Consider the following 24,470-nt stretch of genomic DNA (forward strand, 5'->3'; position numbering starts at 1 on the left):
TAATTAAGGTATAGGAGGTTTTCAATGTTAAAGAAGATGCCGGTGGATAATGAGGAATGTTTTACACAAGAGTTTAATGCCATTTCCGTTGGAGTTCTTGTTCTGGATGAAAACCAAATGATTACCAAGGTGAACAACGCATTATTGGATTTTCTCAAGGCATCAAGGATAGATATTCTTGGAAAACGATTTGGAGATGCCTTTCAGTGCAAAATTTGTGTTTTGAATAAAAAAAAATGCGGTTTTAGTGCAGAATGTGATCAGTGTAAACTAATAAGTGAAATAAAAAAGGTGTTCGATTTAGAAGAAAAATCAGTTAAGCTTGAATTCAATAAGAGTCTTCTTTCCGGTTACATTCAAAACGATTATTGGTTTAAAATAAATATTTCACTTATGGCTCAGGATAATTCTAAAAATGTGGTGATTACTTTTGAAGATATAACTGATCAAAAAAACAAGGAAATCTCAATAGAAGAATCCAGAGATTATTATTTTCAGATGTTTGAAGATTTTCCTTCCATGATCTGGAAAATGGATATAAAGGGAAATATTATTTATTCCAACCGCAGCTGGTTCCTGTTTACCGGAAAAGATGTTCAAGAATGCAATAGTAATCAATGGCTTGATCTGATTCATCCTGAAGATAGAAATCACTATTTAAGATTACTGGATGTTGCATTAGTTAATAGAAGCGCTTTTGAAATTGAATACAGAATACTTCATAAAAGCGGGCAATATCGGTGGATACATGCTATTTACAGTCCCAAATATGAAATAGATGGAATTAATGTCTGTTATACCGGCCTTGGCATTGATATTACCGACCGAAAAATTACTGAAGAAAATTTGACCCGTTATAAAATGCTTTCAGAAAAAGTTGATGAAGTTATATTGTTTATTGAGAAAAGCAGCGGTAAAATCATCGGAGCGAACAAATCAGCCACGAGACTATATGGTTACAGCAAAAAAGAACTGGAGAAATTGACCGTTTTTGATTTAAGAGCCGGGGAAAAAGAATTAGTCATTGAACAAATGGAAAATAGCAATCATAAGGCAATTATTTTCGAAGCATTAAACAAAAAAAAAGATGGAACATTGATACCGGTTGAAGTCACCTTTACAGGCACCTTAATTAACGGAAAAAGAGTCGTTCTAAGTATTGTAAGAGACATGTCCGAACGGAAAAATTCTGAAAAAGCACTGCAAGACAATGAGGAAAAGTTTCGTAAAATATTCAATAATTCTGTGGATGCTAAATTTGTACAGAAATTCACTGACCAGGGTATCAACAGCAAAATAATTGAAGCCAATGAAACAGCTACTGAAATGTTTGGTTATCACTACGATGAATATTTATCATCAGAAAAATCGATAATCAATTATGTTGATTTGGAGCTTAGCATGGAGAGTTATTTTCATAAGTTGAATGAAGAAGGTCATGTATCATTTAGAGCATCGGCTTCAACAAAAGTAGGAATATTATTGCCAGTGGAAGTTTTCTGTACGCTATGTGATATTAATGGAAAAAAGACGATTATTACGATTGTACGGGATATTTCTGATAACGTTAAATTTGAGAAAGATTTAAAACAAGCAAAAGTAGACGCGGAAATTGCCAACAAATCTAAGAGTGAGTTTTTGGCAAACATGAGTCATGAAATCAGAACGCCATTAAATGGCATTGTCGGAATGGTTGATTTAATGCGACTCTCAAATTTGACCCCGGATCATCAGGAAAATATTATCATTGTTAAAACCTGTGTAAATGCCTTGCTTAATGTTATTAATGATATTTTAGATTTTTCAAAAATGGAAGCCGGAAAAATGGTGATACAAAAAACTGATTTTGATATAAAAGCCCTGATTGAGCATACAATCAAAGCTCAATTGCCTCATGCATTTGGAAAGGGTATCGAATTAAATTATGCATTTTCGGCGACTGTTCCCCAATACCTTATTGGGGATTCTCATAGAATTCAGCAGATACTCAACAATCTCATCAGCAATGCAATTAAATTTACTGAACACGGCGAAATTTGGATTAAAACAAAAAAAATATCAACCGAAGGCAATCATGTTAAAGTGCTCTTTGAAGTTGAAGATACTGGGATCGGGATATCCGATTGTGACTTAAAAAAAATCTTTGAGAGCTTCAAACAAGTTGATGGCTCCTTTACCAGAAAGTTTGGCGGAACTGGGTTAGGTCTGGCTATTACCAAACAACTTGTTGAGATTATGAATGGCGAAATATGGGTAGACAGCAAAGAGGGTGTTGGCAGCAAGTTCAGCATTGCCTTGTCATTTGATGTTGGTAAACCACCGCAAGAAGAATCTGAAAAAAATCGCGAGGTCTATCAAATTGACAAAGATTACCGAATCCTGCTAACTGAAGATGATAAAGTCAACCAAATCGTCACCGCTCGTATGCTGAAAGAATGCGGATATTCAGTAGATATTGCAAACAACGGATTTGAAGCGGTTGAAATGGCAGGAAAAAATGCATATGATGTTATTTTAATGGATATTCAAATGCCGGAAATGGATGGAATTGAAGCAACGAAGAGAATCAGAGAAACAGATCAAAAAACGCCTATTCTTGCTGTAACAGCCTATGCTCTTCACGGAGACCGGGAGAGATTTATAAAACAAGGTATGGATGAATATATTGCTAAACCAATAAAAATAGAAGAATTAGTCTGTGCAATTGAAAAGGCTCTGAAGAAAAAAGAAAATAATATTAATAATATAGGTGTTTCGATTAATGCAAATGGAGAAATTGTATTTTCAGAAAAGGAAATAAAACAAGAGGTAACTTATGAATCAGTAAAAATTATGGCGTTGTCCGATGCAATTGATATGCTAAACGTTAATGTTGCCAATGGTGAATTTGCATTCTTTGAAAAACAGGCTAATAAAATTAAGTGTCTGGCAAATGAACTGGATGTTGAAGATTTGAAGACAATAGCCTTCAAGATTGAATTGGATGCAAGACGGGGTGATTTTGAGGAAGCAGTTAAAAAAGCTTCAAAAATCTGGCCGATTTTTGAAGTGTTTAAAAAGACAGCTTTAGAATTGAAAATAGATTAAGGAATGAGAACTTATCAAAAATTGATAAGTCGTTTTATTTGAAAGGAATTGTAGTGAAATGAAAATATTGATTGTTGAAGATGATATGATAAGCAGAAAATTCTTATCAAAATTCTTATCAAAATACGGAGAATGTGACGTTGTTGTCGATGGTATGGAAGCATTAGATGCCTATTTGATAGCTGAAAAGGAAAAAGAGTCCTACGATTTAATTTGTCTTGATATTATGATGCCAAAAATTGATGGTGTGAAGGTATTAAAAGCGATCAGGGATTTTGAAAAGCAGCGCAATATATTACCGGAAAACAGGGCTAGAATCATAATCATAACCGCTTTGGCCGATACTGATTATGTGCACCAGGCATTTGAACTGGGTTGTGAAGCATATGCAGCAAAACCTATTGATACAGATAAATTAATTGAAGTTATGAGCAAATTAGGTATAACGAAAAATGATTAATTAGAGGTGCAAATGTCATGCTTGAAAAAACAAGAATAATAGGTGGTATTATTGATGATCGTCGCATAGTGACTGAACCTATATGTGATCTAAGTGAAATAGTAACAGATGAGCTTTCAAGGGAAATGCTGCTGGAATTAAAAAAAAATTTAAGTAATATTATATTTCAAAAGGATTACACATATTCCCGTGTTACAGAATATCTTGCTCATATGTATGAAAGTATTGATGAAAATCAAATAATCATAAATGCTCTTGACAAAATAAAAAAAATGGACGAATATACTTTCACACACAGCATCAATACTGCCTTTTATTCTATGTTTATTGCAATCTGGATGGGGCTGTCTGATCATGAAATTATTAATGCAACGCAAGCTGGACTATTACATGATATTGGGAAAATATACATACCGGCTGAAATTTTAAATAAGAAAGGTCGTTTAACCATTGAGGAATATGAGGTGATACAAAAGCATCCTCTTTATGGTTATTTTTTACTAAATGAATTCAGTGAAGTTAATCTAGAAGTTAAACGAGCTGTTTTGTTTCATCATGAAAGAATCGATGCTAGCGGATATCCCCTTAATGCGGCATCAGATTATGTCGGGGTTCTGCCTAAAATAATTGCTGTAGCAGATGTTTATGACGCAATGACAACTGACCGAGTTTATAAAAAAGGGGCTAAACCTATCGAAGCTATTGAATTTCTCAGCAATGAGGGAAGAAAGACTCTGGATAATCAGGTATTAATGTTTTTTTTGGATAATATTCCGCTCTACGATTTCAAAAGCGTTTCAATGACAAAGCAAGGCGGTCAGTTTAATTGTAAATCAATACCATTTTGACTCTCGCAAGACCGGCATTTAGAAACATTAAACCAGCGCTTATAGCAATTAAAAATTGCATATAATCCTCTTAAAAAAAGAGCAACTTATTTGAAGGAGCTCCTTTCTATACGGAGTATTCTTTATCATATTATTTTTGAAACGGTAATAATACTAAGCTAAAGATGTTCATCTCAAATGCTACCACACTGAAAATAAAAACGGTTGTTTCTATTTTGCTGCCTCATTAATTTGTTGCTCCGATAAACGCATTAATTAGAGCTTTTTTATAATATGTTAATCTTCATCGTCAAAGCCGTAAATACAATAATCTTCAAGGGCTTCAAACAAATACAAAAGATTCCCTGTCATGCCTTCCGCTGTTGTAACAACGATTTCTTTTTCTTCTTCAGTAAGGTCTATAAATTCTTCTTCAAGATCACATAGACGCTTTACTAAAAATAATAATTCTGTTTTCATATTTCTCCTGTTCATACTGTTATGCTATATATATATTAGCTATGTTCATTAGAAATTGCAAGACAAAACTGCGTATTAATTGAATTTCTTCTTTTTTATAGTGCAAGCTGATATAATATACGTTATAGTCTTAAAAAAGGGAGAAATTTGATCAATGAGTAAAATAAAATGGCCTGGTAGTGCTTTGTTGGCTCCGGTACCACCTGTATTAGTAACCTGTGGTGAAGATGAAACAATTAATGTTTTAACCGTCGGGTGGGTAGGGGTTCTTAACACAAAACCGCCTATGACGTATATTTCTTTGAGACCAAGCCGCTTATCCCATGAAATCATTTCAGAAACAAGAGAATTTACCATTAACCTATCCACCGTTGATTTAGTGAAAGCCGTTGATTTCTGTGGAGTGCGATCCGGTCGTGATGTGAATAAAATAGAGCTCATGGGACTGGAACTAAACCCCGGTGATTCAGTAAAATCGCCTATGTTGGCTGATAGCCCGTTGAGTATGGAATGCAGAGTTAAAGAAATCATTTCTCTTGGAACCCACGATTTGTTTATATCTGAAATTTTAGCGGTACATGTGCAAGAAACTTTGATTGACACCAATGGCAAATTACATTTGGATAAAGCAGAGCTTCTTGCATACGTTCATGGAGAGTACTTTGGTCTGGGAACGAAATATGGAACTTTTGGTTATACAGTCAGAAAAAAGAAGAAAAAAAGAGGTAATAAATGAAAAATCCAGTATTTGTTTTGGTGTTCGTAACGGTTGTCATTTTATTTTTTAAGAGTGTATCATCTGTGACGGTAACCGAAAATAATACAACTGTTTTTTTACATCAAATAATTATTCAAATCTGTTATCTCATAAGTTAATCGACTAGTGGAGCTTAACCCAATGGTTTAAAGCTTGGTTATCCAACCCTCCGGTCCTTCGATATCGCCAAGTTGAATAGCAGTCAATGTGTCATATAACTTCGTGGTTATCGGTCCAACCTCGGTCTCGCTGAAAAACACATGAAGCTTGTTTTTATATTCAATCCCGCCAATAGGGGTAATCACCGCCGCAGTACCACAGGCACCGGCTTCTGAGAATTCATCCAATTCATCAATATAAACATCTTTTTCCGAAGTCTTTAGCCCTAATACATTTTCGGCCAAATATAATAGTGAATATTTTGTAATACTTGGGAGTATAGACAAGGACTTAGGTGTTACAAAGCAATTGTTCTTTGTAATGCCGAAAAAATTAGCGGCGCCAACCTCTTCGATTTTTGTATGAGTCGTCGGATCCAAGTAAATACAATCGGCAAATCCTTTTTCAACTGCGATTTCATGGGCAATTAAAGAGGCTGCATAATTTCCGCCGACTTTTTGCTGTCCTGTTCCATAGCATGCGGCACGATCATAAGCGGAAACCATAAAGTTGACCGGCGTCAAGCCACCCTTAAAATAAGCTCCAACCGGCATGCAGAAAACAGTAAATAAAAATTCACTTGCAGGTTTAACGGCAATACTGTTTCCAACACCGATCACCATTGGTCGAATGTATAGTGAACCACCGCTTCCATAAGGTGGTAGGTAGGCTTCATTGGCTTTCACCACATCCAAGCAGGCTTTAATAAAAGTTTCATCTGGTATTTCAGGCATTAAAAGTCGTCTGCAGGAGTCTTGCAGACGTTTAGCATTTTGATCGACTCTAAAGAGTTGAATGTCACCGTTCTTAGTTCGGTAAGCCTTTAGACCTTCGAAACATTGTTGCCCGTAATGAAGACAGGGGGAGGCTTCTCCAAGATGGAGCACATTATCTTCAGTCAATACACCTTCATCCCAGTTTCCGTCTTTCCAATAGGACAAGTAACGCTGGTCTGTCTTCATATAATCGAATCCCAAATTTTTCCAATCAATTTCTACTTTTTTTTTCATTTCAAACTCCTCTTTAATTATTATTTTTATTTTATGTTAAAAGCATAAGCAATCCCATCACGAATCCCAAAAGTCCCCCTAACCAAACAATGGCTTTTAATTCTTTTGACATAATATCTAAAATCATCTTTTCAAAAGTTACTACGTCATAACTGTTGATCTGATTTTCAACCAATTGGGATAAATCCAAAGCATGAAGCAATACACCAATATTTTTTTCAATCAATTGATGATAAGTATTAATAACCCAGTCTACAAACTCAGAGATGCGGTCTTCGTATTGGATATATAGGTCAGAAACCGTTTTATCCATCAGGTTATTGCCTTCTTTTTGAACAATGTTGTCTAATATTTCTTCCCCTTTTTCCATGATTAATTTCTCAATGATCTCTGACATTTTTAGTTTTGCTGAATTAATCAGGCCTTCATTTATAAGCATGGAAAACATCGATCCTTGAAGATTATTGACAATCTCTGTTGCCGCAATCTCAGATAACAAAGTGCCCAACTCAAGCTTTTTCATTCTTTCGTAGGAAATTTCCACAATTTTATGGGAGACTTCATCCATTATACTTAACCCTTGCTCCTCTCCCACAAAAGAGCAGAACACCTCTCTTAACGTTTGATCACAGGTGCTTTTTTTCTCAATAGCGCTGTTTAAAGCGATTGTGATTTTTTGATCCATTTCTGGTGATAATAAGCCCGTTCTAATCACATCTTCACTTAGCAGTTCATTGGCAACGACGGTTCCTAAAGATTTTGCAATCCTGGGTTTTTCTTTAGGAATGATCCCCGGGGTAAAAGGCAGTGTTTTTCCAAATAAATTAACGGGTTTTAATGGGCGAAATAGCATCCTAATAGCTATTCCGTTAGTAATAAGTCCTATAATAGCACCAACAATCGGGCCAATAAGAAAACTTAAATTCATAGTATTCCTCCTAATGTAATATTTAATGATCAATGATTTATAGGGTGGAAGTTGCGAAACAAGTTTTTACATTCGCTTGGCTACTTGCTTAATTGATAGCATCTTGTTAATTGTAAGCTTTTTGAAAGATACTGTCCAGTCCTAGAAAAATTTTGCATTTTGCATAAAAATTCATTTTATAAGTAAAATAATGTTTGTGTATTATACGTCAAGCTGATACAATTAGTAAAAAAAATATGGGGGGCAGCTATTAAAACGATGGAAATACTGATGAAAAGCGAGAATAGAAAAAGATGGATATATTTAATCGTAGGAACGATTATGTTAATGTTTTTGGGATTATTATATGCATGGTCAATTTTCAAGGCACCGTTAAATAAAGTGTTTGAATCATGGACGGCAACGGACTTATCTCTTAATTTCACCATTTCAATGATCTGTTTTTGTCTGGGTGGATTTGCCAGTGGACAATTAAACAAAATTCTTAAAAACCAATACATTCTATTAATTGCAGCAGGTTTACTTTTTGCTGGATTCTTTGGCGTTTCAAAAATTGATGTATCACAACCCGATCAGGGTTTAATGATGTTGTATGTTTTTTATGGGATACTGTGTGGAACGGGTGTTGGTATGGGATATAATGCCATTATCAGTGCAGTAGTACCATGGTTTTCAGAAAAAGCAGGTATGGCATCAGGTATTTTATTGATGGGATTTGGTCTGGGTGGCATGATTCTCGGAACGCTGATCAATAGCATGATTGGCAGCTTTGGGGTACTGGATACATTCTTCTATTTGGCTGTGATGGTGCCAGTTGTGCTGGCAATAGGTTCTTTTTTCGTGAAAAAACCGGTAGCTATTACTAAGAAGACAATAGTAGTCAGGGATGAAAAAAGTCAGACTAAAGAATATTCTGCTATGGATATGCTGAAAACTGGTGTGTTCTGGTCGTTTTTCTTTTGGGTCATTATGGTCAATGCCTCAGGTTTACTGATTATCGGAAGTGCAGCAACTATTGCCCTAGCCTTTGGTGCACCTGCTCAACTGGGATTGTTGGTTTCTGTGTTTAATGGCGGAGGTCGTGTGTTATTTGGAACTATATTTGATAAGATGGGTCGCAACAAATCCATGTTGATCAATAATATCCTTTTAATGATTGCCGGTCTTTCTTTATTAATTGGATCAACCTTCCAAAATGTTATCTTTATCTTTATTGGTCTTTTATCTGTTGGCGTTTGTTATGGTGGAGCACCAGCACTGGCATCAGCGGTGATTAATTCAAATTTTGGCTCGAAAAATTACCCTCTTAATTTTAGTATTACAAATTTTTCACTGATACCGGCAGCGATGCTTGGTCCATTGATTTCAAGTACCCTTTTGGAAAAATCTGGTGGAAATTACAGCACGAATTTCGTTGCAATTATGATTTTTGCAGGAATCGCCTTGATTCTCAATCATATTTTGAAAATAAAAAGTGAAAAAATGAAGCAGGCAATAGTACCAGTTGATTGCTAAAATATAATAATGAAAATTTATTTGGCTTAAATTTACAATTGATAGTTGGCGTATTAAAAAAGAAAGGTTTCCCTTTCTTTTTTAATACGCTATTTTAAACGCAAACGGAAGCAAGGGTTTGCCTTGACGGATGAATTTTATAAAGCTATACTAAATAGAGTTATTATAAAATGTATATTATAGAACGATTGACAAATATTTATAATTTTCTACAATAACAGACTATATTAAATGCACAAAGCAAGAACTAAAAGGAATAAGGTAAAACTAATATTATGAAACATTTTATTGAATTTAAAGACGTGTATAAGCGTTATCATATGGGAGAAGTAACTATTAATGCTGCTAACGGCATCTCTTTCTCAATTGAAGAAGGACAATTTGCTGTTGTAGTTGGACCCAGCGGGGCCGGGAAAACAACAGTGCTTAATATTCTAGGTGGAATGGATGGCTGTGATGAAGGTCAAGTTTGGGTGGGGGATAAAGATGTTGCTACCCTTACGCGTCGGGAACTGGCCACCTATCGGCGCTATGACACGGGATTTGTTTTTCAATTTTATAATTTAGTACAAAATTTAACAGCTGTTGAGAATGTTGAACTGGCAACTCAAATCTGCCATGATCCGATGGATGCAGAAACAGTTCTAAAAAGTGTCGGGCTTGAAGATCGGTTAGGCAATTTTCCGTCTCAGCTTTCCGGCGGCGAGCAGCAGCGTGTCGCTATCGCAAGAGCATTAGCCAAACGTCCAAAATTACTTCTTTGCGATGAGCCAACGGGCGCCCTGGATTATAACACAGGTAAAAATATCTTAAAGCTGCTCCAGGAAACCTGCCGGAAAGAAAAAATGACAGTGATCTTAATTACACACAACCAAGCCATTACGCCCATGGCTGATAAGGTAATCATTATGAAAAATGGCAAAGTACTAGAAAGCTATTTAAATGAAAATCCGATGTCTGTGGATGAAATTGAATGGTAGAGGTGTCCGCCACTATAAAGGGGGCGCTTTCTCTCTTTGATTATCGATTATCTGATACTCTAGGATCGGGACGATTCGGCAGCTGTTATTTAATCTCGCAAAACGACAAAGTTTTTGTTTTTAAAATATTTAATTCAAACGATGTAAAACGCTTCAAGTACAAACTAGCGCTTGAAGGGAAATACCTCAAATCCATCAACCATACGGCTATTCCAAAACTGATTCGAGTGATAGATACCGATGGTATCTATGGTCTGATAATGGAAAGAATGCCGGGTGATAGTTTAGAAGACTTATTAAAGTGGGGTTACCTTTTTACTAAAAAAGAAATATACGCAATCATAAAACAGCTCATGGACGTGATGGAATATTTGTATTCTTTAAAAATAAGTCATCGCGATATTAAGGCTTCAAATATTTTATGGGACCATAGCAAACTTTCTTTAATCGATTTTGGATCCGCCAGAGATCTGTCAAGCTTATCCTGCCGTTTCAACCCAGATTTCTGGGGAATGGGGGATGTTTTTATGCGTTTGGCCTTATCCTCACAGGAAATGACTTTTAGTCATCATGACTTCTACATCGATGATCTGAATTTAGACAGCCAGGAAAAGATTATCTTTAAACGCCTGTTACACATCGAGCAACCTTATGATAATCTACAAGATCTAAAACGAGATTTTGTAGATAGATTTAGCCTTGATTAAAACTATGAGCAGCAAATTATAAATTAAGGGGATTTTGAGCATTGAAAGAATTGACATTTTACTTACCGGTTTTTCTGATTGTTGCCGCCAACGTTTTTTATAATATCTGTGCAAAATCAATACCTGAAACGGTGAATCCGTTTTTATCATTATTAGTAACCTATCTTGTCTCGGCTCTGGTGACACTTATTTTATTGTTCGTCACTGGACTGGATGAAAACTTCACTGATGCAATCAAAAAAATAAATTGGTCCAGTGTTATCCTCGGTATTTCTGTGGTCGCTCTGGAATTCGGATATATCACGGCCTACCGTGTTGGCTGGAATGTCAGTATCTGTTCTGTTGTTGCCAACATTGCATTGGCGGTCCTGCTTGTTCCCATTGGAATTTTATTTTATAAAGAAGTGCTCACAATGAGTCAATTGATAGGAATTATTCTCTGCATGGCGGGGCTGTTTTTTATCAATCAATAAAAATAATCGATTATTATCTCACAATAAAAAAACGTCAGGCGCATACAGGGAGCTTTAAAACTGATGACGAGAATACAAAAAAAGTATCATAAATACTAAGACTGACCTCATTTGGAAAGTCTAATTTAAAAATAAATAATATATGAGGAATTGAATGAATAATTATATTGAAAAAAATATCTTGCCCCTTGTTACAAAACCTATCACTTATCTTGGAAATGAGGTTAATTCAGTTCATAAAACTCCAAATAAAGATATGATTCGTTTTGCTTTTGCTTTTCCTGATACCTACGAGGTGGGAATGTCCCATTTAGGGATGAAAATTCTATACGGACTCCTTAATGAGGAAAAAGACATTTGGTGTGAACGAGTCTTCGCCCCCTGGGTAGATATGGAAGAACAGTTAATAAACAATGATTTGACATTATATGGTCTGGAATCGATGATGCCTTTGAATGAATATGATTTCGTTGGATTTACCCTCCAGTATGAAATGAGCTTCAGCAATATTTTGAATATGCTAAAGCTGAGTCATATCGCCCTTGCGGCAGCAGACAGAAAAGAAGGGGATCCCTTTGTCATTGCAGGAGGTCCCTGTGCCTATAACCCGGAACCATTGGCTGATTTTATTGATTTGTTTGTCATTGGCGAAGGGGAGGAAGTTATTTTAAAAATCATGGAAGCTTACCGTCAATGGAAAAAAGCAAGTGGAAAACGGACGGACTTCTTAAAAACAGTGGCAGGAATTGAAGGCGTTTATGTCCCATCCTTATATAAAGTCAGCTATGATGAAGCGACTGGCGTTATCGTATCATTTTTGCCGATTGTTGATGAAGCGCCAAAAACAATTCACAAACAATTCATCGATGATTTGGACTCTTCCTATTTCCCCGAAAAAATCGTCGTATCGTATATTGAAACGGTTCATGATCGAGTCAGCTTTGAGATATTTAGAGGCTGTGGCCGAGGATGTCGTTTTTGTCAAGCGGGTATGATTTACCGACCAACACGGGAAAAAACGGTTCCAACCATTCAAAGTAAAATAAGAGCCTTAATTGAAGCCACCGGATATGATGAAGTCTCTCTTTCATCATTAAGTACTGGTGACTACAGCGAAATAGAAACCCTGATTAAAAATCTGGTTGAAGAATATGAAGATCAGAAAGTCAGTATTTCCCTGCCATCCCTTCGCATTGATTCCCTGAGCATCGATATGCTGGAGGAAATACAAAAAGTAAGAAAAGCAGGACTTACCTTGGCTCCAGAGGCGGGAACTCAACGTATGCGAGACGTCATCAATAAAGGAGTTACCGAAGAAAATCTTCTCGATACAGTGCGAACAGCTTTTGAAAAAGGATGGGGACATGTGAAACTCTATTTTATGATCGGTTTACCTGGTGAAACCTATGAAGATATTGAAGGAATTGCGGATTTAGGCCAAAAAACTGTTGATGAGTATATGAAAATTGATAAAGAACTACGAAATAAAAGTCTTAAAGTAGTTTTAAGTGCTTCCTCTTTTGTACCCAAAGCTTTTACTCCTTTTCAATGGATGGGACAAAACACTCGGGAAGAATTTAAGAACAAACAACGTCATCTCAAAGCTTCGATTAAAGATCGAAAGATTTCATATAGCTGGCATGACAGCGGCGTTAGTTTTTTAGAAGCTGTTTTTGCTCGAGGCGACCGACGGTTAGGAAAGGTTCTGAAAAGGGCACATGAAAAAGGCTGCAGATTTGATGGTTGGGGAGAATATTTTGATATAGAAAAATGGACTGAAGCTTTTGCCGAGACTGGCATCGACCCTGATTTTTATGCTCTTAGGAATCGCGGTTACGATGAGATACTCCCTTGGGATTTTATCGATACAGGAGTAAAAAAATCATTTCTAAAAGCGGAAGCAATCAAAGCACAGGAAGCTTTAACCACTCCGTATTGTCCGGAAAAATGTTCGAATTGCGGAATTATGGAATTTAAAGAAGGATGGCAATGTCATGTCTAAAATACAATATCGATTCAAACGATCCACAGCTTTGCGTTTTTTATCACATTTGGATCAACAACGCTTATTTCAGCGAGCTTTTCGCCGGGCAAATATAAATATCGAATATTCTCATGGTTTCAACCCTCATCCTAGAATGTCATTTGCATTGGCCATGTCGGTAGGATTAACCAGTGACTGGGAATACGGAGAAGTCATTGTGACCGGTGAATTGGACTGCAATGACTTTATGACACGGATGAATGCGGTTTTACCAAATGGTCTGGAAATTATTAGTGCAAAAGTTTGCGATGAAGGAACGCCATCGCTTTCTTCATTGCTTGAAAAAAGTTATTATAGTTTAAAAGTCAAACTTGTTCCCGAAATAAATTTTGAACGCACAAATCAAATCATTAAGTCTTATCTTGAGCTTCCTGTAATTAATATACAAAAAAGAAATAAAAAAGGAAAGATGGTGGAAAAAGATATTCGTCCTTTTATTGAATCCATTTCAGTTAATCAGGAAGATGATAAAAATGATCCAATCAATGTGAAGATGACCTTAGTTTATATTGAACAACAATGTGTTAAACCAGAACTCGTTTTAGAGAGCGTCAATAACCTAAACGGAGCAATATTTATCATTGATCCAACCATCGAATGTCATCGCCATAAATTGCTTCTTAAAGCTGATTTTTAGCTTTTACAAAAGTGTTACAACCGTTTACACATTATCTATTTACTTCTATTAAAATGATGTTATAATTATTTTAAATCAAAGATCAGCTCTATCATTTTCTGAATTGAATGATCTCGATCATTGAAAAGTAAATAGCCTCTTAACTAGATGATAGTCCTCCTGACAAGCGGATGATTATCTAACCAGCGGGGAAAAGATTTGAACAAAGAACAGATCTTTTCTGAAATTCGTAAAACTTTAGAAATACCTGATTTAAATGAATAAAGGAGAGAGCGATTCAAAGAATACGGTCACAAGATCAGTTTCTCTGAATCATGAGAGCAAGTTCTTGAATCTAGAAGAATAAGTTCTTGGAATCGGTGAAGTGAGTTCTTGGAATTAAAGAAACAAGTTCCTATATTTTGAAGAAAAACAATACCTGAATATAGAAAAACAGTTTTAGAAATTCAAAAGAATAACTTCCTAGAATTAGAGAAATCAGTTTCTAATGAAGGCAAATGACTGGATTTAGAAAAACAACTTCTTTTATTCGAAAGAATCCATTTTCAGAATCAACGGAATAAGTTCCCAAGTTTAGAAGAAAACCAATACCTGGGTTTGGAAAAACAGTTTCTGCGAATCAAAAGAATGGCTTTCTGGATTATCTTGAAAAATGTTCGAATAGGTGTAAATTCTCTGATTCACAAAAAGTAGGAAGACCCGAGGAGTTAAGAGTGATATTTGCATTGGAAAAGTGAAAAGAAGGTTTTTGATAAATCGAAAGGGGTGAGTCCGAAAGAAATGACATCTGAGATTGAACACTGAAGCTGATTCTGCAGTAAAATGTGGGATCAGCTTCAGCATTTTTTGTGTTAGTTGACGCTCTTAAAAGATTGGATTGAAATTGTAACGATAGAAGGCTTTTGAATACTAATGTTTTCTAATTTGTACGAAATAAGTAAGTAATGCGTGCTGTTTTGCTTGTTTCTTCTTACCAATGAAAGGATATAATTTATGAAATCTTATGCTTTAATAATTATGAAACCTGACGCCTTAGAATCAGAGATAATTGAAACAATTATGCAACGTTTTGTTGACGAAAATTTTCAAATTGAAATGGTTGGTTTTAAACAAGTTGATCAGGAATTAATTCTTACACATTATGCTCATGTTGTTGACAAATTAGGAGAATCGTTTAGACAAATGGTAATAGCCGATTTTGTTGGCAAAAATATGATGCCAATAATTCTTAGTCAAGATGGGGAAAAAGCCATTGACAATGCAAGAGCTCTGACTGGTGCAACCGACCCTTCTTTATCACCAAAGGGAACTATCCGTGGAGATTATGGTATTGATTCAATGGAAGCCGCTAATCGTGAAAACAGATGCTGTGAAAATCTCATTCACTGCAGCGATTCACCGCAATCTTTTTTGACTGAATTAAAACTTTGGTTTAATGTTAAAACATATAAGACCTATTCCTGTTAGGATAACCAATACAAAAAATGTCCCAATTACTGCTTATACAATTAAAGCAGTAATTAGGACATTTTTACATTAAAATATATTATTTAATTTTTCTGGCATTCACCACAAAGCGGGCATTATCAAATGTATATATACAGGTTGATAGTGTGAGAACCTCATCGGTAGGATTAACAACCACTCCCGTATCATAAAGTGAAAGTGATTTTAATCGATTCATGTAATTTAAAAACTCAGTATCATTATTGAACTCTGGCTGTCGATAATCATAATCAGCATCGGTAATATATGCTGAGAATATTTCCCAATCACCCGGGTCTCCAGGACGATCAAACTTAACAATCGGATGTTCTGTAAAATATGACTGTTCCTGATAGCGCCACAAGCTGCCAAACATGGATTCATTTGTCATATAATGACCATAAAGCACATTATTCCGAGTGAATTCAGTGTTGCAGACGCAATCAAGAAAAATTGTTCCTTCAATGGAGTCTTCATTAGAAAAATTATGATGGAGATAGTAATCGTTATTATCCGTTTGAACTACGGGGTACTCCAATGGCGTTCCATCAACTTGAATCCAACCAATAGTTTGGGAATTAATAGCCAACAGCCCATTAAAATCAATGCGATCATTCTGATTCGTTTCGCTGGCTTGAGCTACTGCAATAATTTTGTTTTTTTCCAGATTTTGTGTAATAATAGGGTAGAGAAAATAACTAATGCAACATAATGCAACAATAATGAGCATTGTACCGACGATAACTTTCATTTTATGGTTACTGTTTTGCGCGATCATTATTACCTCCAGTAATATCTTTTTATTCATATTATAAACGATTTCATTTCTTTTTCCAATCAATAATATAAATAAATATCATACTCTGCCAGAGGTTTTAGTCGATACTCAGAAATATTAAAAAAATAATTCTAGTTGACTTTATTGGCTTCCCGTGTTAATATTTATAAAGTTATGTAGCCGCACACACAAGGTTTAAGTCGAAAGCACCTTTTGTGGCGAGTCTGGTATGAGGAGGTGTGAAAATTATGTATGCAATCATTAAAACAGGTGGTAAACAATACCGCGTTCAAGAAAATGATGTTATCGAAATTGAAAAAATCAATTTCAAAGAAGAAAATGTAAAAGAGATTTCTTTTACTGAAGTTTTAGCTGTAAACAAAGATGGGAAAATGGTCGTTGGAACTCCAATGGTCGAAAATGCCCTTGTTAAAGCTGAAATTCTCGAGGTTGCTAAAGGGCCAAAAATTATTATTTACAAGTATAAATCTAAAAAAGATTATCGTAAAAAACAAGGTCATCGTCAGCCATTCATGAGAGTTAAAATCACGAGCATTCAAGCTTAGGATATTTTATGATTTCAGTAAATATTAATGGTAAAAATAATGAAGTAGATGAAGTAATTGTATCTGGGCATTCGGGCTTTGCAGATCAAGGTGAAGATATTGTTTGTGCTGCTGTTTCGGTTTTGACCATCAGCATCCTTAATGGGCTCACAGAAATCGTTGGTCGAAAAGATCTTTCAGAAATGGTGGAAGAAGGATATGTTCGTTTTACCATTCCGAAAATAACAGATGAAAAAACGAAAATGAAAACAGAGACACTGATCTCAACTTTACTCTTGGGAATCCGGGGGATAAAGGAAGCTTATGGAGATTATATTCAGTTTGAAGAAGTATATAAATAGGAGGTGAACATAATGATTAAAATGAACCTTCAACTATTTGCCCATAAAAAAGGGGTTGGTAGTTCAAGAAATGGTCGTGACAGTGAAGCCAAGCGTCTTGGAGTAAAAAGAGGAGACGGTCAATTCGTTCTTGCAGGTAATATTCTTGTTCGTCAAAGAGGAACAAAAATTCACCCAGGTACCAATGTTGGAAAAGGCGGAGACGATACATTATTCGCATTAGAAGATGGTATTGTGCGTTTTGAAAGAAAAGGCAGAGATAAAAAACAAGTAAGTATTTATCCTCGGGAAGCAATCTAGTTTTCCAGTGACAAAATAATACATCTATAAAACCTCTTATGCTCGTTTTTGACAGATAAGAGGTTTTATTTTTTGTTGTTTGGGTAAGTACCAAAATAAAAGCGAGGTAGCAATGTTTGTTGATAAAGCAGAAATAATTCTAGTAGCTGGCAGTGGGGGACATGGAGGCGTAAGTTTCCGAAGAGAAAAATATGTTCCCATGGGCGGACCTGATGGTGGCCACGGCGGTCACGGAGGCAGTATTATCTTAATGGCAGATAATGGCCTTCGGACCTTAGTAGAATTCAAATATAAAAGAAAACACAAAGCAGAAAATGGGGAAAATGGAACCAGCGGCCAATCATCTGGAAAAAGCGGTGAAGATTTAATCATTAAAGTACCTGTAGGAACGCTTGTGAAAGATAAAGAAACTGGACGAGTAATTTGCGATTTGTCTGAAAATGGGCAGAAGTATCAAATCGTTGATGGAGGCCGAGGGGGACGTGGAAACATGAACTTCGCAACGGCTACACGACAAACACCTCGCTTTGCACAGGGTGGCGTAAGAGGTCAAGAACGCACGATTATTCTTGAACTAAAACTTCTGGCGGATGTGGGACTCATTGGATTCCCAAATGTTGGGAAATCTACTTTATTATCCGTCATTACAAAAGCAAAACCAAAGATTGCGAATTATCATTTTACTACTATTATCCCTAATTTAGGTGTAGTAGAATGGCGTAATTTTGATCCTTTCGTCATTGCGGATATTCCTGGTTTGATTGAAGGCGCTCATGAAGGAACTGGTCTTGGCGATCAATTTCTCAGACATGTGGAGCGAACAAAGCTTCTAATTCACCTTTTGGATGCATCTGGAAGTGAAGGTCGGGAGCCATTGGATGATTTTAAAAAGATCAACTATGAGTTGGAAAAATATAATGCAAAGTTAGCTCAACGGGTACAAATTGTTGCCTTAAACAAGGTTGACCTGATCTCTGATCAATCAGAACTGTATACATTAAAAGGTGAACTTGAAACCCTTGGCTATGAGGTTTTTATCATTTCAGCTGTTACCGGTCAGGGCCTTAATGAACTTCTAAGCCGAACCATTCAACTGCTTGATGAAATTGGTGAGGTCGAGCCGATCTTTGATTTTGAACCCGAAGAAGAAACAATTTACACACCAGAGTTTAAAGAAAAACAATTTACCGTCAAAAAGGTTGACAATTCATTTGTTGTTGAAGGTGAATTTTTTGAACGTCTGATTAATTCTGTTAATTTTGAAGATTTGGATTCCATTGGCTTTTTCCAACGCGTTTTAAAGGATAAGGGAGTCTTTGAAGAGTTAGAAAAGATGAACATTAAAGATGATGATACTGTCCGAATAGACGAGATTGAATTTGAGTATTATAAATAGATTTCACCACTTATTTTATGTTATAATAACATCGTAGAAAGTAGAGAAAAAATGTTAACGAGTAAACAAAGAAGTTATTTAAAAAAACTTGCCATTGATATTCCAGATATTATTTTTATTGGCAAGGATGGGATAACCCCTCAAGTGATCATTCAAACCCGAGACGCTATCGTTGCCCGGGAACTGGTCAAGGGAAAAGTACAAAACAATTCACTTGAAGAAGTCGACAATGTTGCCAAAGAATTGGCAATAGCTACGAAATCGGACATTGTATGTACAATAGGCAATAAGTTCATTTTGTATAAAAAGAACTTGCTAAAAACGAAAATTGAAGTTCCCTCGAAAAACCAGAAAAAAATAAAACGTTTTAAGAAAAAAACAATGGGGACTCCAAAAAAGTTTAATGATTAAAAAGTAAAGGTTTGAGATGAAGGAAAAAATCGGACTTCTGGGAGGAACTTTTAATCCCATACATACTGGACATCTGCTCCTTGCAGAATCGGCTAGAGATCAATATAAATTGAATAAGGTTTTGTTTATTCCGACAGGGAATAATCCTTTTAAACTGTCTCAAGATGAAATTTCCAAGGAAGATCGTCTTAAAATGGTTGAACTGGCTATTGCAAGCAATCCTTATTTTGAAATAATGACCTATGAAATTGATCAAAATGGGCTTACCTACACGATTGATACCGTAAATAAAATAAAAGAAATTTATCCTGACAGTGACCTTTATTTTATCGCAGGAGCTGATTTGATGTTTGAAATCACACTTTGGAAGGGAGCTTCCGAACTCTTGAAGGCTGTAAGCTTTATTACGACATTTCGACCCGGTTACAGTCATGAGAATCTCGATATCCGAATCAAAGAACTTCGAGAAATTTATGGAGCATCAATTTTTAAATTATGCACCACCGAAATGGCCATCGCATCTTCAGACATCCGTTCCCGAATCAGAAATGGGTACTCCATTCGATATTTATTACCTGAGACTGTAGAAAAGTATATCTACATGCATCAGTTATACGCAACAAAATCACGAACTGAGAGTAAAAAATGAACTGGAATGAAATTGAATCAGATTTAAAAAACAAGCTAACTAAAAAGCGATTTCTACATACTAAAAATGTGGTTGAAGCCGCAAAACATCTAGCTTTAAAATATGGAGGCGATGTGGAGAAAGCTTCTCTTGCAGCGTTACTGCATGATTGCGCTAAATATTTTTCAAATGATGAATTATTGTATTATGCAGAAAATCATCATATTAAAATAGATACGGTAAGCCATAATGATCCCCAATTACTCCACGGCCCTGTCGGTGCTGTCGTTGCAAAGGATCTTTACGGTATTGTAGACAAAGAGATTCAAGATGCTATTTGTTACCATACGACTGGTCGCAAAGACATGACAACGCTCGATAAAATTATCTATCTGGCGGATTTTATCGAAAAAGGTCGAACCTACCCTGGTGTTGAAGCGATCCGAAAGACGGCACTTCTTAATTTAGATAAAGCGACTATGCAAGCTATGACAAACAGCATCTGTCATGTAGCGCAAATGGGTTCACTTATTCATAAAAGCACCATTTGTGCACGAAATGATTTAATTATTAAAGAAATTAAAAAAAATAAAAATGAAAGTGAGTGATTATTATTATTCCAGAAGAATTTGTTGAAAAAATTAAAGGTTGGATTGAGGATAAAAATGGTTTTGATATTGAAATCATCAATATCACGGAAATGTCGTCGATTGCAAATTATTTTGTGATTGCCAGCGGAAACTCTGAACGACAAGTAAAAGCCATAGCTGACAATATTGAATATGAAACAAAAAAAATGGAAATATTTCCTAAAGGCATTGAAGGACAGCGCGAAGGCCGTTGGATTCTTTTAGATTACTATGATGTTATCGTTCATATTTTCCATGCTGATGAACGTGGGTTTTATAATTTAGAAAAACTCTGGGAAAACAGTGCCATCACCAGATAATTAGTTTTTATAATTTGAAAGGGGTAGAGCTCAATTTTTATTACAGTCAAAGACTTACATAAGGATTTTAAACTCGGTAAAAATAGTATAAGTATACTCAAAGGAATTAACCTAAGCATTGAACAAGGCGAAATGGTGGCGCTTCTTGGTCCTTCTGGATCGGGAAAATCCACCTTTTTAAACGTTCTAGGAGGACTTGTTCCCCCAACCTCCGGTGAAATATTAATTAGAGACTTTCGCATCAGTGATATGACCGAAAATGAACTCTGCCTATTTAGAAGAGAACACCTTGGTTTTATCTTTCAGTCTTATAATTTAATTTCAACCATGACTGCTATTGAAAATGTTGCTTTAGCACTTACCTTTGCCGGTGTAAAAAAAGATATTCGTCTAAAAAAAGCAAAAGAAGCACTGGAGATTGTCGGCCTTTTAGACCGTATGGAACATAAACCCAATGAATTATCAGGAGGACAGCAACAGCGAGTGAGTATCGCTCGGGCGCTGGTTAATCATCCTGAAATTATTCTTGCCGATGAGCCAACAGGAAATTTGGATTCAAAAACGAGTGCTGATATCATGGAAATGATCACCAAACTTAATCGTGAAGATAACCAAACTTTTGTTATAGTCACGCATGATCCAGAAGTCTCTAAGTATTGTACAAAAGTAATCCATATGTGCGATGGTCTTATAGAGAGTTGGGAAGATCAACGATAAACTAATATTAGAAATGGAGTTACAAATGAAAACGAAAGTTATTTATCCCGTCCTTGTTTTGTCCTTTTTTTTATTTTTTTGTTTCACACCATGTGTATTAGCCGCTCCAGAACAACCGCTTCTTCAAATTAGCTCGGTAACCTTTTCACCAGAAACGGTTTCTCCCGGTAAAGAATTTAAAATGACTATCACCCTTACCAACCATGGTGATTACGATGCACAAAATGTGACCCTTGATGTTCAATCGCTTGCAGGTACTCAGGATTTAGGCGTTTTTTCAATGGTCGGCAGCGGCAGTCATTTTTACATTGAAAAAATTCCTTCTGGTGAAAGCGCAACCATTGAAATTCCGATGGTCTCGTCCCCTACTGCCGAAGCGAAAAATTACAATATAAATCTTCTGATAAATTGTGAAGACAGTGACGGAGACGAATATAATTTCACTGAAACCGTTGGAATTTTCATAAATGAAAGTGCGTCTATGTCCATTATTGCCCCAGATCAATATACCCTTGTTGCCAATGATAAAGGTGTTTACCAGCTTAACGCTGAAATTGCAAACTATGGCTCAAATCCAGTCAGAGGAGTTCAATTGAACATTTCTGGTGTTGGTCTGAATTTTTCAAGCAATTCTAAATATTACGGTACCTTTGAAAAAGACGATAGTGATGATTTCTCTACAGAAGTCACAGCAGATCAACAAGGAGACTTTCCTGCAAAAATAACCCTTAAATACATAGATAGCTTTAACAACGAGCGTACCTTGGAAAAAGATATTACGATTATTTCACCAGATAACACGAAACGAACATCCGATAATGCTGATGAAAACATTTTTCAGAAATTTTTACGCATAGTATTTGGAATCGGCGCATAGCGGGGTGATGTGATGAATAAGCGAGAACTTCTCCGATTATCCTGGGAGAATCTTTGGCGCATGAAGTTTCGAACCATTTTGACAATAATTGGTGTTGTCATCGGAACTGCCTCCATTATTGTGATGGTCTCCATTGGCAATGGAGCTCAAAAAAGCATCACCGACGAGTTGTCAGGCATCGGATCGGTGACTACCATCCAAGTTTATCAGAATATTGCCTCCACAGGAATGACCATGTTGGCGGGCGGAAAAACCGATGATAAACCCATTCTTAATAATGATGCGCTAAAAGAATTGAAAAAAATTGACGGGGTTGTTGCAGTAACACCGGTTGTCAATCTAAGCAGCGCTACAATCGAATTTAATCGGGATCAATATGGGGTATCGCTAATGGGGGTCGATTATGATGTCATGAATGATATGCGTTATAATACAACCAGTGGGAAAAAGCCCGGTGCCAATGATCGAAATTCCGTTATTTTAGGAAAAGATGTTTTATCCAGCTATACGATAAGTTCTGCTGGTGCCCAAGCACAAAAAAGTTTAGTTACCCCGGAAGATCTTATTGGTAAAAATATCAGCCTGGTGATTACGAAAACGAATGCTGACGGGGAGGATGAAACCCGCACCGAAAAAGTAAAGGTTACCGGTGTTTTAGAAGCAACCGGTGGATCAGAAGACCGTTCTATTATCGCTGATTATAACTTGGTAACTGAACTAAATGAGTGGCAAACAGGAGTAAAAGCCAATGTTAAAAAGAAAGGCTATTCTGAAGCATTGGTTACGGTTGAAGATTCATCTGTAGTCAATACAGTAACAGCCGAAATTGAAGATTTGAATTTTACCGTATTTTCCATGCAACAGATTTTGGATTCAATGGGAAGTGTTTTTCAGATGCTTCAAATCCTTTTAGGTGGAATTGGTGGAGTTGCACTCCTTGTCGCTTGCATTGGTATTGTCAACACCATGACGATGTCTATTTATGAACGTACCAAGGAAATCGGAATTATGAAGGTTATTGGCGCCTCCATATCAGATATCCGAAATATGTTTATAGCGGAGTCCACCATGATTGGTCTCATTGGCGGAATCGTGGGTGTCATCATAAGTTTCCTTCTGTCAATTCTGATTAATTTAGTTGCTGGTTTGTTTATTGCTAAAGGAAGTATGACCATCTCGTATATAACTCCGGGATTAGTCATTTTTGCATTGGTGTTTTCAGCCATCGTCGGTCTTTTATCCGGTGTTCGTCCAGCCATAAAAGCTGCAAACCTAAGCTCGTTGGATGCCATCAGAAGTGAATAATAGAAATGGAGTTAATATGAACTATTTTAATTTAATTATACACCCTGTTCAATTTTTCAAACAATTAATCACTAAAGAAAAAATCTCATTACTTATCCCTGCTTTTATTCTTATTTTGATTGGAATTCTGTCAGGATTAATTGCAGGTAATGCGGTTTCGACTATCAATATGGGTATCGCCGAAGATCAAATGTCCATGATCAAAGGAATTACCATTGGAACCGGTATTTTTTCTGGTATCATTGGTTTAGTACTTACAGTGGTCATCAAAGCAGGAATATTTAATTTTATACTAAATAAAATGGGGGGGGCAGGAAAATTCAAAACGGCTGTCTATGTAGTTTCTTTAGCATATTTCCCAAAAATTTTTCAAAGCATTTTAAATCTGATCTTTCAGCATCCAATCAATTTAACCACTACGTATAAATTCGACTGGGTCGCTTTTTTAGGCAGTATTTTTAGTATCTTTAATATTTGGCAGATCTTTATCACCATTATTGGCCTGAGTGTGGTTTATGGCCTATCATATAAGAAAACGGCCATTCCGGTTATCGGAATGGAGATCCTGTCAGCAGGATTTACTCTAGGAACTTCTTTGGTGGCTGCAAACTCAATGGCAAGCTTATCAAACACCAGTATTAAATAATAACTTT

Annotated in this window: 27 protein-coding genes and 1 other annotated feature; of the genes, 23 read left to right on the forward strand and 4 right to left on the reverse strand. The window is 36.1% G+C overall.

The genetic code is table 11. From position 1 onward, the window contains the following. Positions 1-24 precede the first annotated feature (24 nt). Genes FZC41_RS08975 through FZC41_RS08985 form a run of 3 tightly spaced genes read left to right on the forward strand, consistent with a single transcriptional unit; the run spans position 25 to position 4,395 of the window. Positions 25-3,087, forward strand: coding sequence for a PAS domain S-box protein (locus tag FZC41_RS08975; RefSeq protein WP_148567067.1), 3,063 nt, complete (start codon positions 25-27; stop codon positions 3,085-3,087). A gap of 58 nt (positions 3,088-3,145) precedes the next feature. Beyond that, positions 3,146-3,547 (forward strand): response regulator, encoded by a 402-nt coding sequence (locus FZC41_RS08980; RefSeq protein ID WP_148567068.1) that lies wholly within the window; start codon positions 3,146-3,148, stop codon positions 3,545-3,547. A gap of 17 nt (positions 3,548-3,564) precedes the next feature. Continuing rightward, on the forward strand, positions 3,565-4,395 hold the full coding sequence (locus FZC41_RS08985) for an HD-GYP domain-containing protein (protein WP_148567069.1): 831 nt from the start codon (positions 3,565-3,567) through the stop codon (positions 4,393-4,395). Positions 4,396-4,671: 276 nt separating this feature from the next. On the opposite strand, the gene FZC41_RS08990 is transcribed toward FZC41_RS08985, so the two are convergent. After that, positions 4,672-4,854, reverse strand: a complete 183-nt coding sequence (locus FZC41_RS08990) for a hypothetical protein (RefSeq protein WP_148567070.1) — start codon at positions 4,852-4,854, stop codon at positions 4,672-4,674. A 154-nt stretch (positions 4,855-5,008) separates the two neighbouring features. Here FZC41_RS08990 and FZC41_RS08995 point away from each other — a divergent pair, with 154 nt between their 5' ends. Next, a complete protein-coding gene (locus tag FZC41_RS08995; protein ID WP_148567071.1) occupies positions 5,009-5,590 on the forward strand; it encodes a flavin reductase family protein in 582 nt (193 codons plus the stop codon). Between the two features lie 167 nt (positions 5,591-5,757). Here FZC41_RS08995 and FZC41_RS09000 read toward each other — a convergent pair whose 3' ends face one another. Further along, on the reverse strand, positions 5,758-6,798 hold the full coding sequence (locus FZC41_RS09000; protein WP_279235175.1) for a branched-chain amino acid aminotransferase: 1,041 nt from the start codon (positions 6,796-6,798) through the stop codon (positions 5,758-5,760). A gap of 13 nt (positions 6,799-6,811) precedes the next feature. Further along, complete coding sequence (locus FZC41_RS09005) at positions 6,812-7,708, reverse strand: DUF445 domain-containing protein (RefSeq protein ID WP_148567073.1); 897 nt, start codon at positions 7,706-7,708, stop codon at positions 6,812-6,814. A gap of 258 nt (positions 7,709-7,966) precedes the next feature. Between FZC41_RS09005 and FZC41_RS09010 the strand changes: the two genes are divergently transcribed. The 7 genes from FZC41_RS09010 to FZC41_RS09040 all read left to right on the forward strand — a co-directional run bounded on the left by FZC41_RS09010 (position 7,967) and on the right by FZC41_RS09040 (position 15,531). Continuing rightward, the gene (locus tag FZC41_RS09010) at positions 7,967-9,223 is read left to right on the forward strand and encodes an MFS transporter (RefSeq protein WP_243136682.1); all 1,257 of its coding nucleotides are present in this window, start codon (positions 7,967-7,969) and stop codon (positions 9,221-9,223) included. 275 nt (positions 9,224-9,498) lie between these two features. Further along, complete coding sequence (locus FZC41_RS09015) at positions 9,499-10,203, forward strand: ABC transporter ATP-binding protein (RefSeq protein ID WP_148567074.1); 705 nt, start codon at positions 9,499-9,501, stop codon at positions 10,201-10,203. Further along, positions 10,197-10,910 carry a protein kinase family protein gene (locus FZC41_RS09020; protein ID WP_148567075.1) on the forward strand — a complete coding sequence of 238 codons (714 nt, stop codon included), beginning with the start codon at positions 10,197-10,199 and terminating at the stop codon, positions 10,908-10,910. The genes FZC41_RS09015 and FZC41_RS09020 overlap by 7 nt, the downstream gene beginning before the upstream one ends. A 41-nt stretch (positions 10,911-10,951) precedes the next feature. Further along, positions 10,952-11,383, forward strand: a complete 432-nt coding sequence (locus FZC41_RS09025; protein ID WP_243136683.1) for an EamA family transporter — start codon at positions 10,952-10,954, stop codon at positions 11,381-11,383. A gap of 154 nt (positions 11,384-11,537) precedes the next feature. Further along, positions 11,538-13,385, forward strand: coding sequence for a TIGR03960 family B12-binding radical SAM protein (locus tag FZC41_RS09030; RefSeq protein WP_148567076.1), 1,848 nt, complete (start codon positions 11,538-11,540; stop codon positions 13,383-13,385). Next, on the forward strand, positions 13,378-14,064 hold the full coding sequence (locus FZC41_RS09035) for a TIGR03936 family radical SAM-associated protein (RefSeq protein ID WP_148567077.1): 687 nt from the start codon (positions 13,378-13,380) through the stop codon (positions 14,062-14,064). Before FZC41_RS09030 ends, FZC41_RS09035 begins: the two co-directional genes overlap by 8 nt. 993 nt (positions 14,065-15,057) lie before the next feature. Further along, entirely contained in the window at positions 15,058-15,531 is a 474-nt protein-coding gene (locus tag FZC41_RS09040) for a nucleoside-diphosphate kinase (RefSeq protein WP_148567078.1), read from the forward strand. Positions 15,532-15,610: 79 nt separating this feature from the next. Here the strand turns inward: FZC41_RS09040 and srtB are convergent, their stop codons facing one another. Then, complete coding sequence (gene srtB, locus FZC41_RS09045; RefSeq protein ID WP_170253929.1) at positions 15,611-16,327, reverse strand: class B sortase; 717 nt, start codon at positions 16,325-16,327, stop codon at positions 15,611-15,613. Between the two features lie 168 nt (positions 16,328-16,495). Then, positions 16,496-16,563 (forward strand) — a sequence feature (ribosomal protein L21 leader region). A 12-nt stretch (positions 16,564-16,575) separates the two neighbouring features. Here srtB and rplU point away from each other — a divergent pair. The 12 genes from rplU (at position 16,576) to FZC41_RS09105 (ending at position 24,463) form a co-directional block, all read left to right on the forward strand. Then, positions 16,576-16,893, forward strand: a complete 318-nt coding sequence (gene rplU, locus FZC41_RS09050; protein ID WP_148567080.1) for a 50S ribosomal protein L21 — start codon at positions 16,576-16,578, stop codon at positions 16,891-16,893. Positions 16,894-16,901: 8 nt separating this feature from the next. Then, a complete protein-coding gene (locus FZC41_RS09055) occupies positions 16,902-17,234 on the forward strand; it encodes a ribosomal-processing cysteine protease Prp (RefSeq protein ID WP_148567081.1) in 333 nt (110 codons plus the stop codon). Between the two features lie 12 nt (positions 17,235-17,246). After that, positions 17,247-17,534: a 50S ribosomal protein L27 gene (gene rpmA, locus FZC41_RS09060; protein ID WP_148567082.1), complete on the forward strand. Its 288-nt coding sequence runs from the start codon at positions 17,247-17,249 to the stop codon at positions 17,532-17,534. Between the two features lie 112 nt (positions 17,535-17,646). Next, a complete protein-coding gene (gene obgE, locus FZC41_RS09065) occupies positions 17,647-18,930 on the forward strand; it encodes a GTPase ObgE (protein WP_148567083.1) in 1,284 nt (427 codons plus the stop codon). Positions 18,931-18,981: 51 nt separating this feature from the next. Then, positions 18,982-19,341, forward strand: coding sequence for a YhbY family RNA-binding protein (locus FZC41_RS09070; protein WP_148567084.1), 360 nt, complete (start codon positions 18,982-18,984; stop codon positions 19,339-19,341). 16 nt (positions 19,342-19,357) lie between these two features. Continuing rightward, a complete protein-coding gene (gene nadD / locus FZC41_RS09075; protein WP_148567085.1) occupies positions 19,358-19,990 on the forward strand; it encodes a nicotinate-nucleotide adenylyltransferase in 633 nt (210 codons plus the stop codon). Continuing rightward, positions 19,987-20,577, forward strand: coding sequence for a bis(5'-nucleosyl)-tetraphosphatase (symmetrical) YqeK (yqeK, locus tag FZC41_RS09080; protein ID WP_148567086.1), 591 nt, complete (start codon positions 19,987-19,989; stop codon positions 20,575-20,577). The genes nadD and yqeK overlap by 4 nt, the downstream gene beginning before the upstream one ends. Further along, positions 20,574-20,918, forward strand: coding sequence for a ribosome silencing factor (rsfS, locus tag FZC41_RS09085; protein WP_148567087.1), 345 nt, complete (start codon positions 20,574-20,576; stop codon positions 20,916-20,918). The genes yqeK and rsfS overlap by 4 nt, the downstream gene beginning before the upstream one ends. A 33-nt stretch (positions 20,919-20,951) precedes the next feature. Then, complete coding sequence (locus tag FZC41_RS09090; RefSeq protein WP_148567088.1) at positions 20,952-21,635, forward strand: ABC transporter ATP-binding protein; 684 nt, start codon at positions 20,952-20,954, stop codon at positions 21,633-21,635. A 25-nt stretch (positions 21,636-21,660) separates the two neighbouring features. Then, positions 21,661-22,512 carry a COG1361 S-layer family protein gene (locus tag FZC41_RS09095; RefSeq protein ID WP_170253930.1) on the forward strand — a complete coding sequence of 284 codons (852 nt, stop codon included), beginning with the start codon at positions 21,661-21,663 and terminating at the stop codon, positions 22,510-22,512. A 12-nt stretch (positions 22,513-22,524) separates the two neighbouring features. Continuing rightward, entirely contained in the window at positions 22,525-23,817 is a 1,293-nt protein-coding gene (locus FZC41_RS09100; RefSeq protein WP_148567090.1) for an ABC transporter permease, read from the forward strand. Further along, on the forward strand, positions 23,810-24,463 hold the full coding sequence (locus FZC41_RS09105) for a Yip1 family protein (RefSeq protein WP_186855174.1): 654 nt from the start codon (positions 23,810-23,812) through the stop codon (positions 24,461-24,463). The genes FZC41_RS09100 and FZC41_RS09105 overlap by 8 nt, the downstream gene beginning before the upstream one ends. Positions 24,464-24,470: the final 7 nt, after the last annotated feature.

Source organism: Acetobacterium paludosum, from assembly GCF_008086595.1.
Classification (GTDB): Bacteria; Bacillota; Clostridia; order Eubacteriales; family Eubacteriaceae; genus Acetobacterium; species Acetobacterium paludosum.

Bases quoted from the DNA above. Each gene is read 5' to 3' on its own strand.
- FZC41_RS08975 (WP_148567067.1), top strand. From the start codon at position 25: ATGTTAAAGAAGATGCCGGTGGATAATGAGGAATGTTTTACACAAGAG.
- FZC41_RS08980 (WP_148567068.1), top strand. From the start codon at position 3,146: ATGAAAATATTGATTGTTGAAGATGATATGATAAGCAGAAAATTCTTA.
- FZC41_RS08985 (WP_148567069.1), top strand. From the start codon at position 3,565: ATGCTTGAAAAAACAAGAATAATAGGTGGTATTATTGATGATCGTCGC.
- FZC41_RS08990 (WP_148567070.1), bottom strand. From the start codon at position 4,854: ATGAAAACAGAATTATTATTTTTAGTAAAGCGTCTATGTGATCTTGAA.
- FZC41_RS08995 (WP_148567071.1), top strand. From the start codon at position 5,009: ATGAGTAAAATAAAATGGCCTGGTAGTGCTTTGTTGGCTCCGGTACCA.
- FZC41_RS09005 (WP_148567073.1), bottom strand. From the start codon at position 7,708: ATGAATTTAAGTTTTCTTATTGGCCCGATTGTTGGTGCTATTATAGGA.
- FZC41_RS09010 (WP_243136682.1), top strand. From the start codon at position 7,967: ATGGAAATACTGATGAAAAGCGAGAATAGAAAAAGATGGATATATTTA.
- FZC41_RS09015 (WP_148567074.1), top strand. From the start codon at position 9,499: ATGAAACATTTTATTGAATTTAAAGACGTGTATAAGCGTTATCATATG.
- FZC41_RS09020 (WP_148567075.1), top strand. From the start codon at position 10,197: ATGGTAGAGGTGTCCGCCACTATAAAGGGGGCGCTTTCTCTCTTTGAT.
- FZC41_RS09030 (WP_148567076.1), top strand. From the start codon at position 11,538: ATGAATAATTATATTGAAAAAAATATCTTGCCCCTTGTTACAAAACCT.
- FZC41_RS09035 (WP_148567077.1), top strand. From the start codon at position 13,378: ATGTCTAAAATACAATATCGATTCAAACGATCCACAGCTTTGCGTTTT.
- FZC41_RS09040 (WP_148567078.1), top strand. From the start codon at position 15,058: ATGAAATCTTATGCTTTAATAATTATGAAACCTGACGCCTTAGAATCA.
- srtB (WP_170253929.1), bottom strand. From the start codon at position 16,327: ATGATCGCGCAAAACAGTAACCATAAAATGAAAGTTATCGTCGGTACA.
- rplU (WP_148567080.1), top strand. From the start codon at position 16,576: ATGTATGCAATCATTAAAACAGGTGGTAAACAATACCGCGTTCAAGAA.
- FZC41_RS09055 (WP_148567081.1), top strand. From the start codon at position 16,902: ATGATTTCAGTAAATATTAATGGTAAAAATAATGAAGTAGATGAAGTA.
- rpmA (WP_148567082.1), top strand. From the start codon at position 17,247: ATGATTAAAATGAACCTTCAACTATTTGCCCATAAAAAAGGGGTTGGT.
- obgE (WP_148567083.1), top strand. From the start codon at position 17,647: ATGTTTGTTGATAAAGCAGAAATAATTCTAGTAGCTGGCAGTGGGGGA.
- FZC41_RS09070 (WP_148567084.1), top strand. From the start codon at position 18,982: ATGTTAACGAGTAAACAAAGAAGTTATTTAAAAAAACTTGCCATTGAT.
- nadD (WP_148567085.1), top strand. From the start codon at position 19,358: ATGAAGGAAAAAATCGGACTTCTGGGAGGAACTTTTAATCCCATACAT.
- yqeK (WP_148567086.1), top strand. From the start codon at position 19,987: ATGAACTGGAATGAAATTGAATCAGATTTAAAAAACAAGCTAACTAAA.
- FZC41_RS09095 (WP_170253930.1), top strand. From the start codon at position 21,661: ATGAAAACGAAAGTTATTTATCCCGTCCTTGTTTTGTCCTTTTTTTTA.
- FZC41_RS09100 (WP_148567090.1), top strand. From the start codon at position 22,525: ATGAATAAGCGAGAACTTCTCCGATTATCCTGGGAGAATCTTTGGCGC.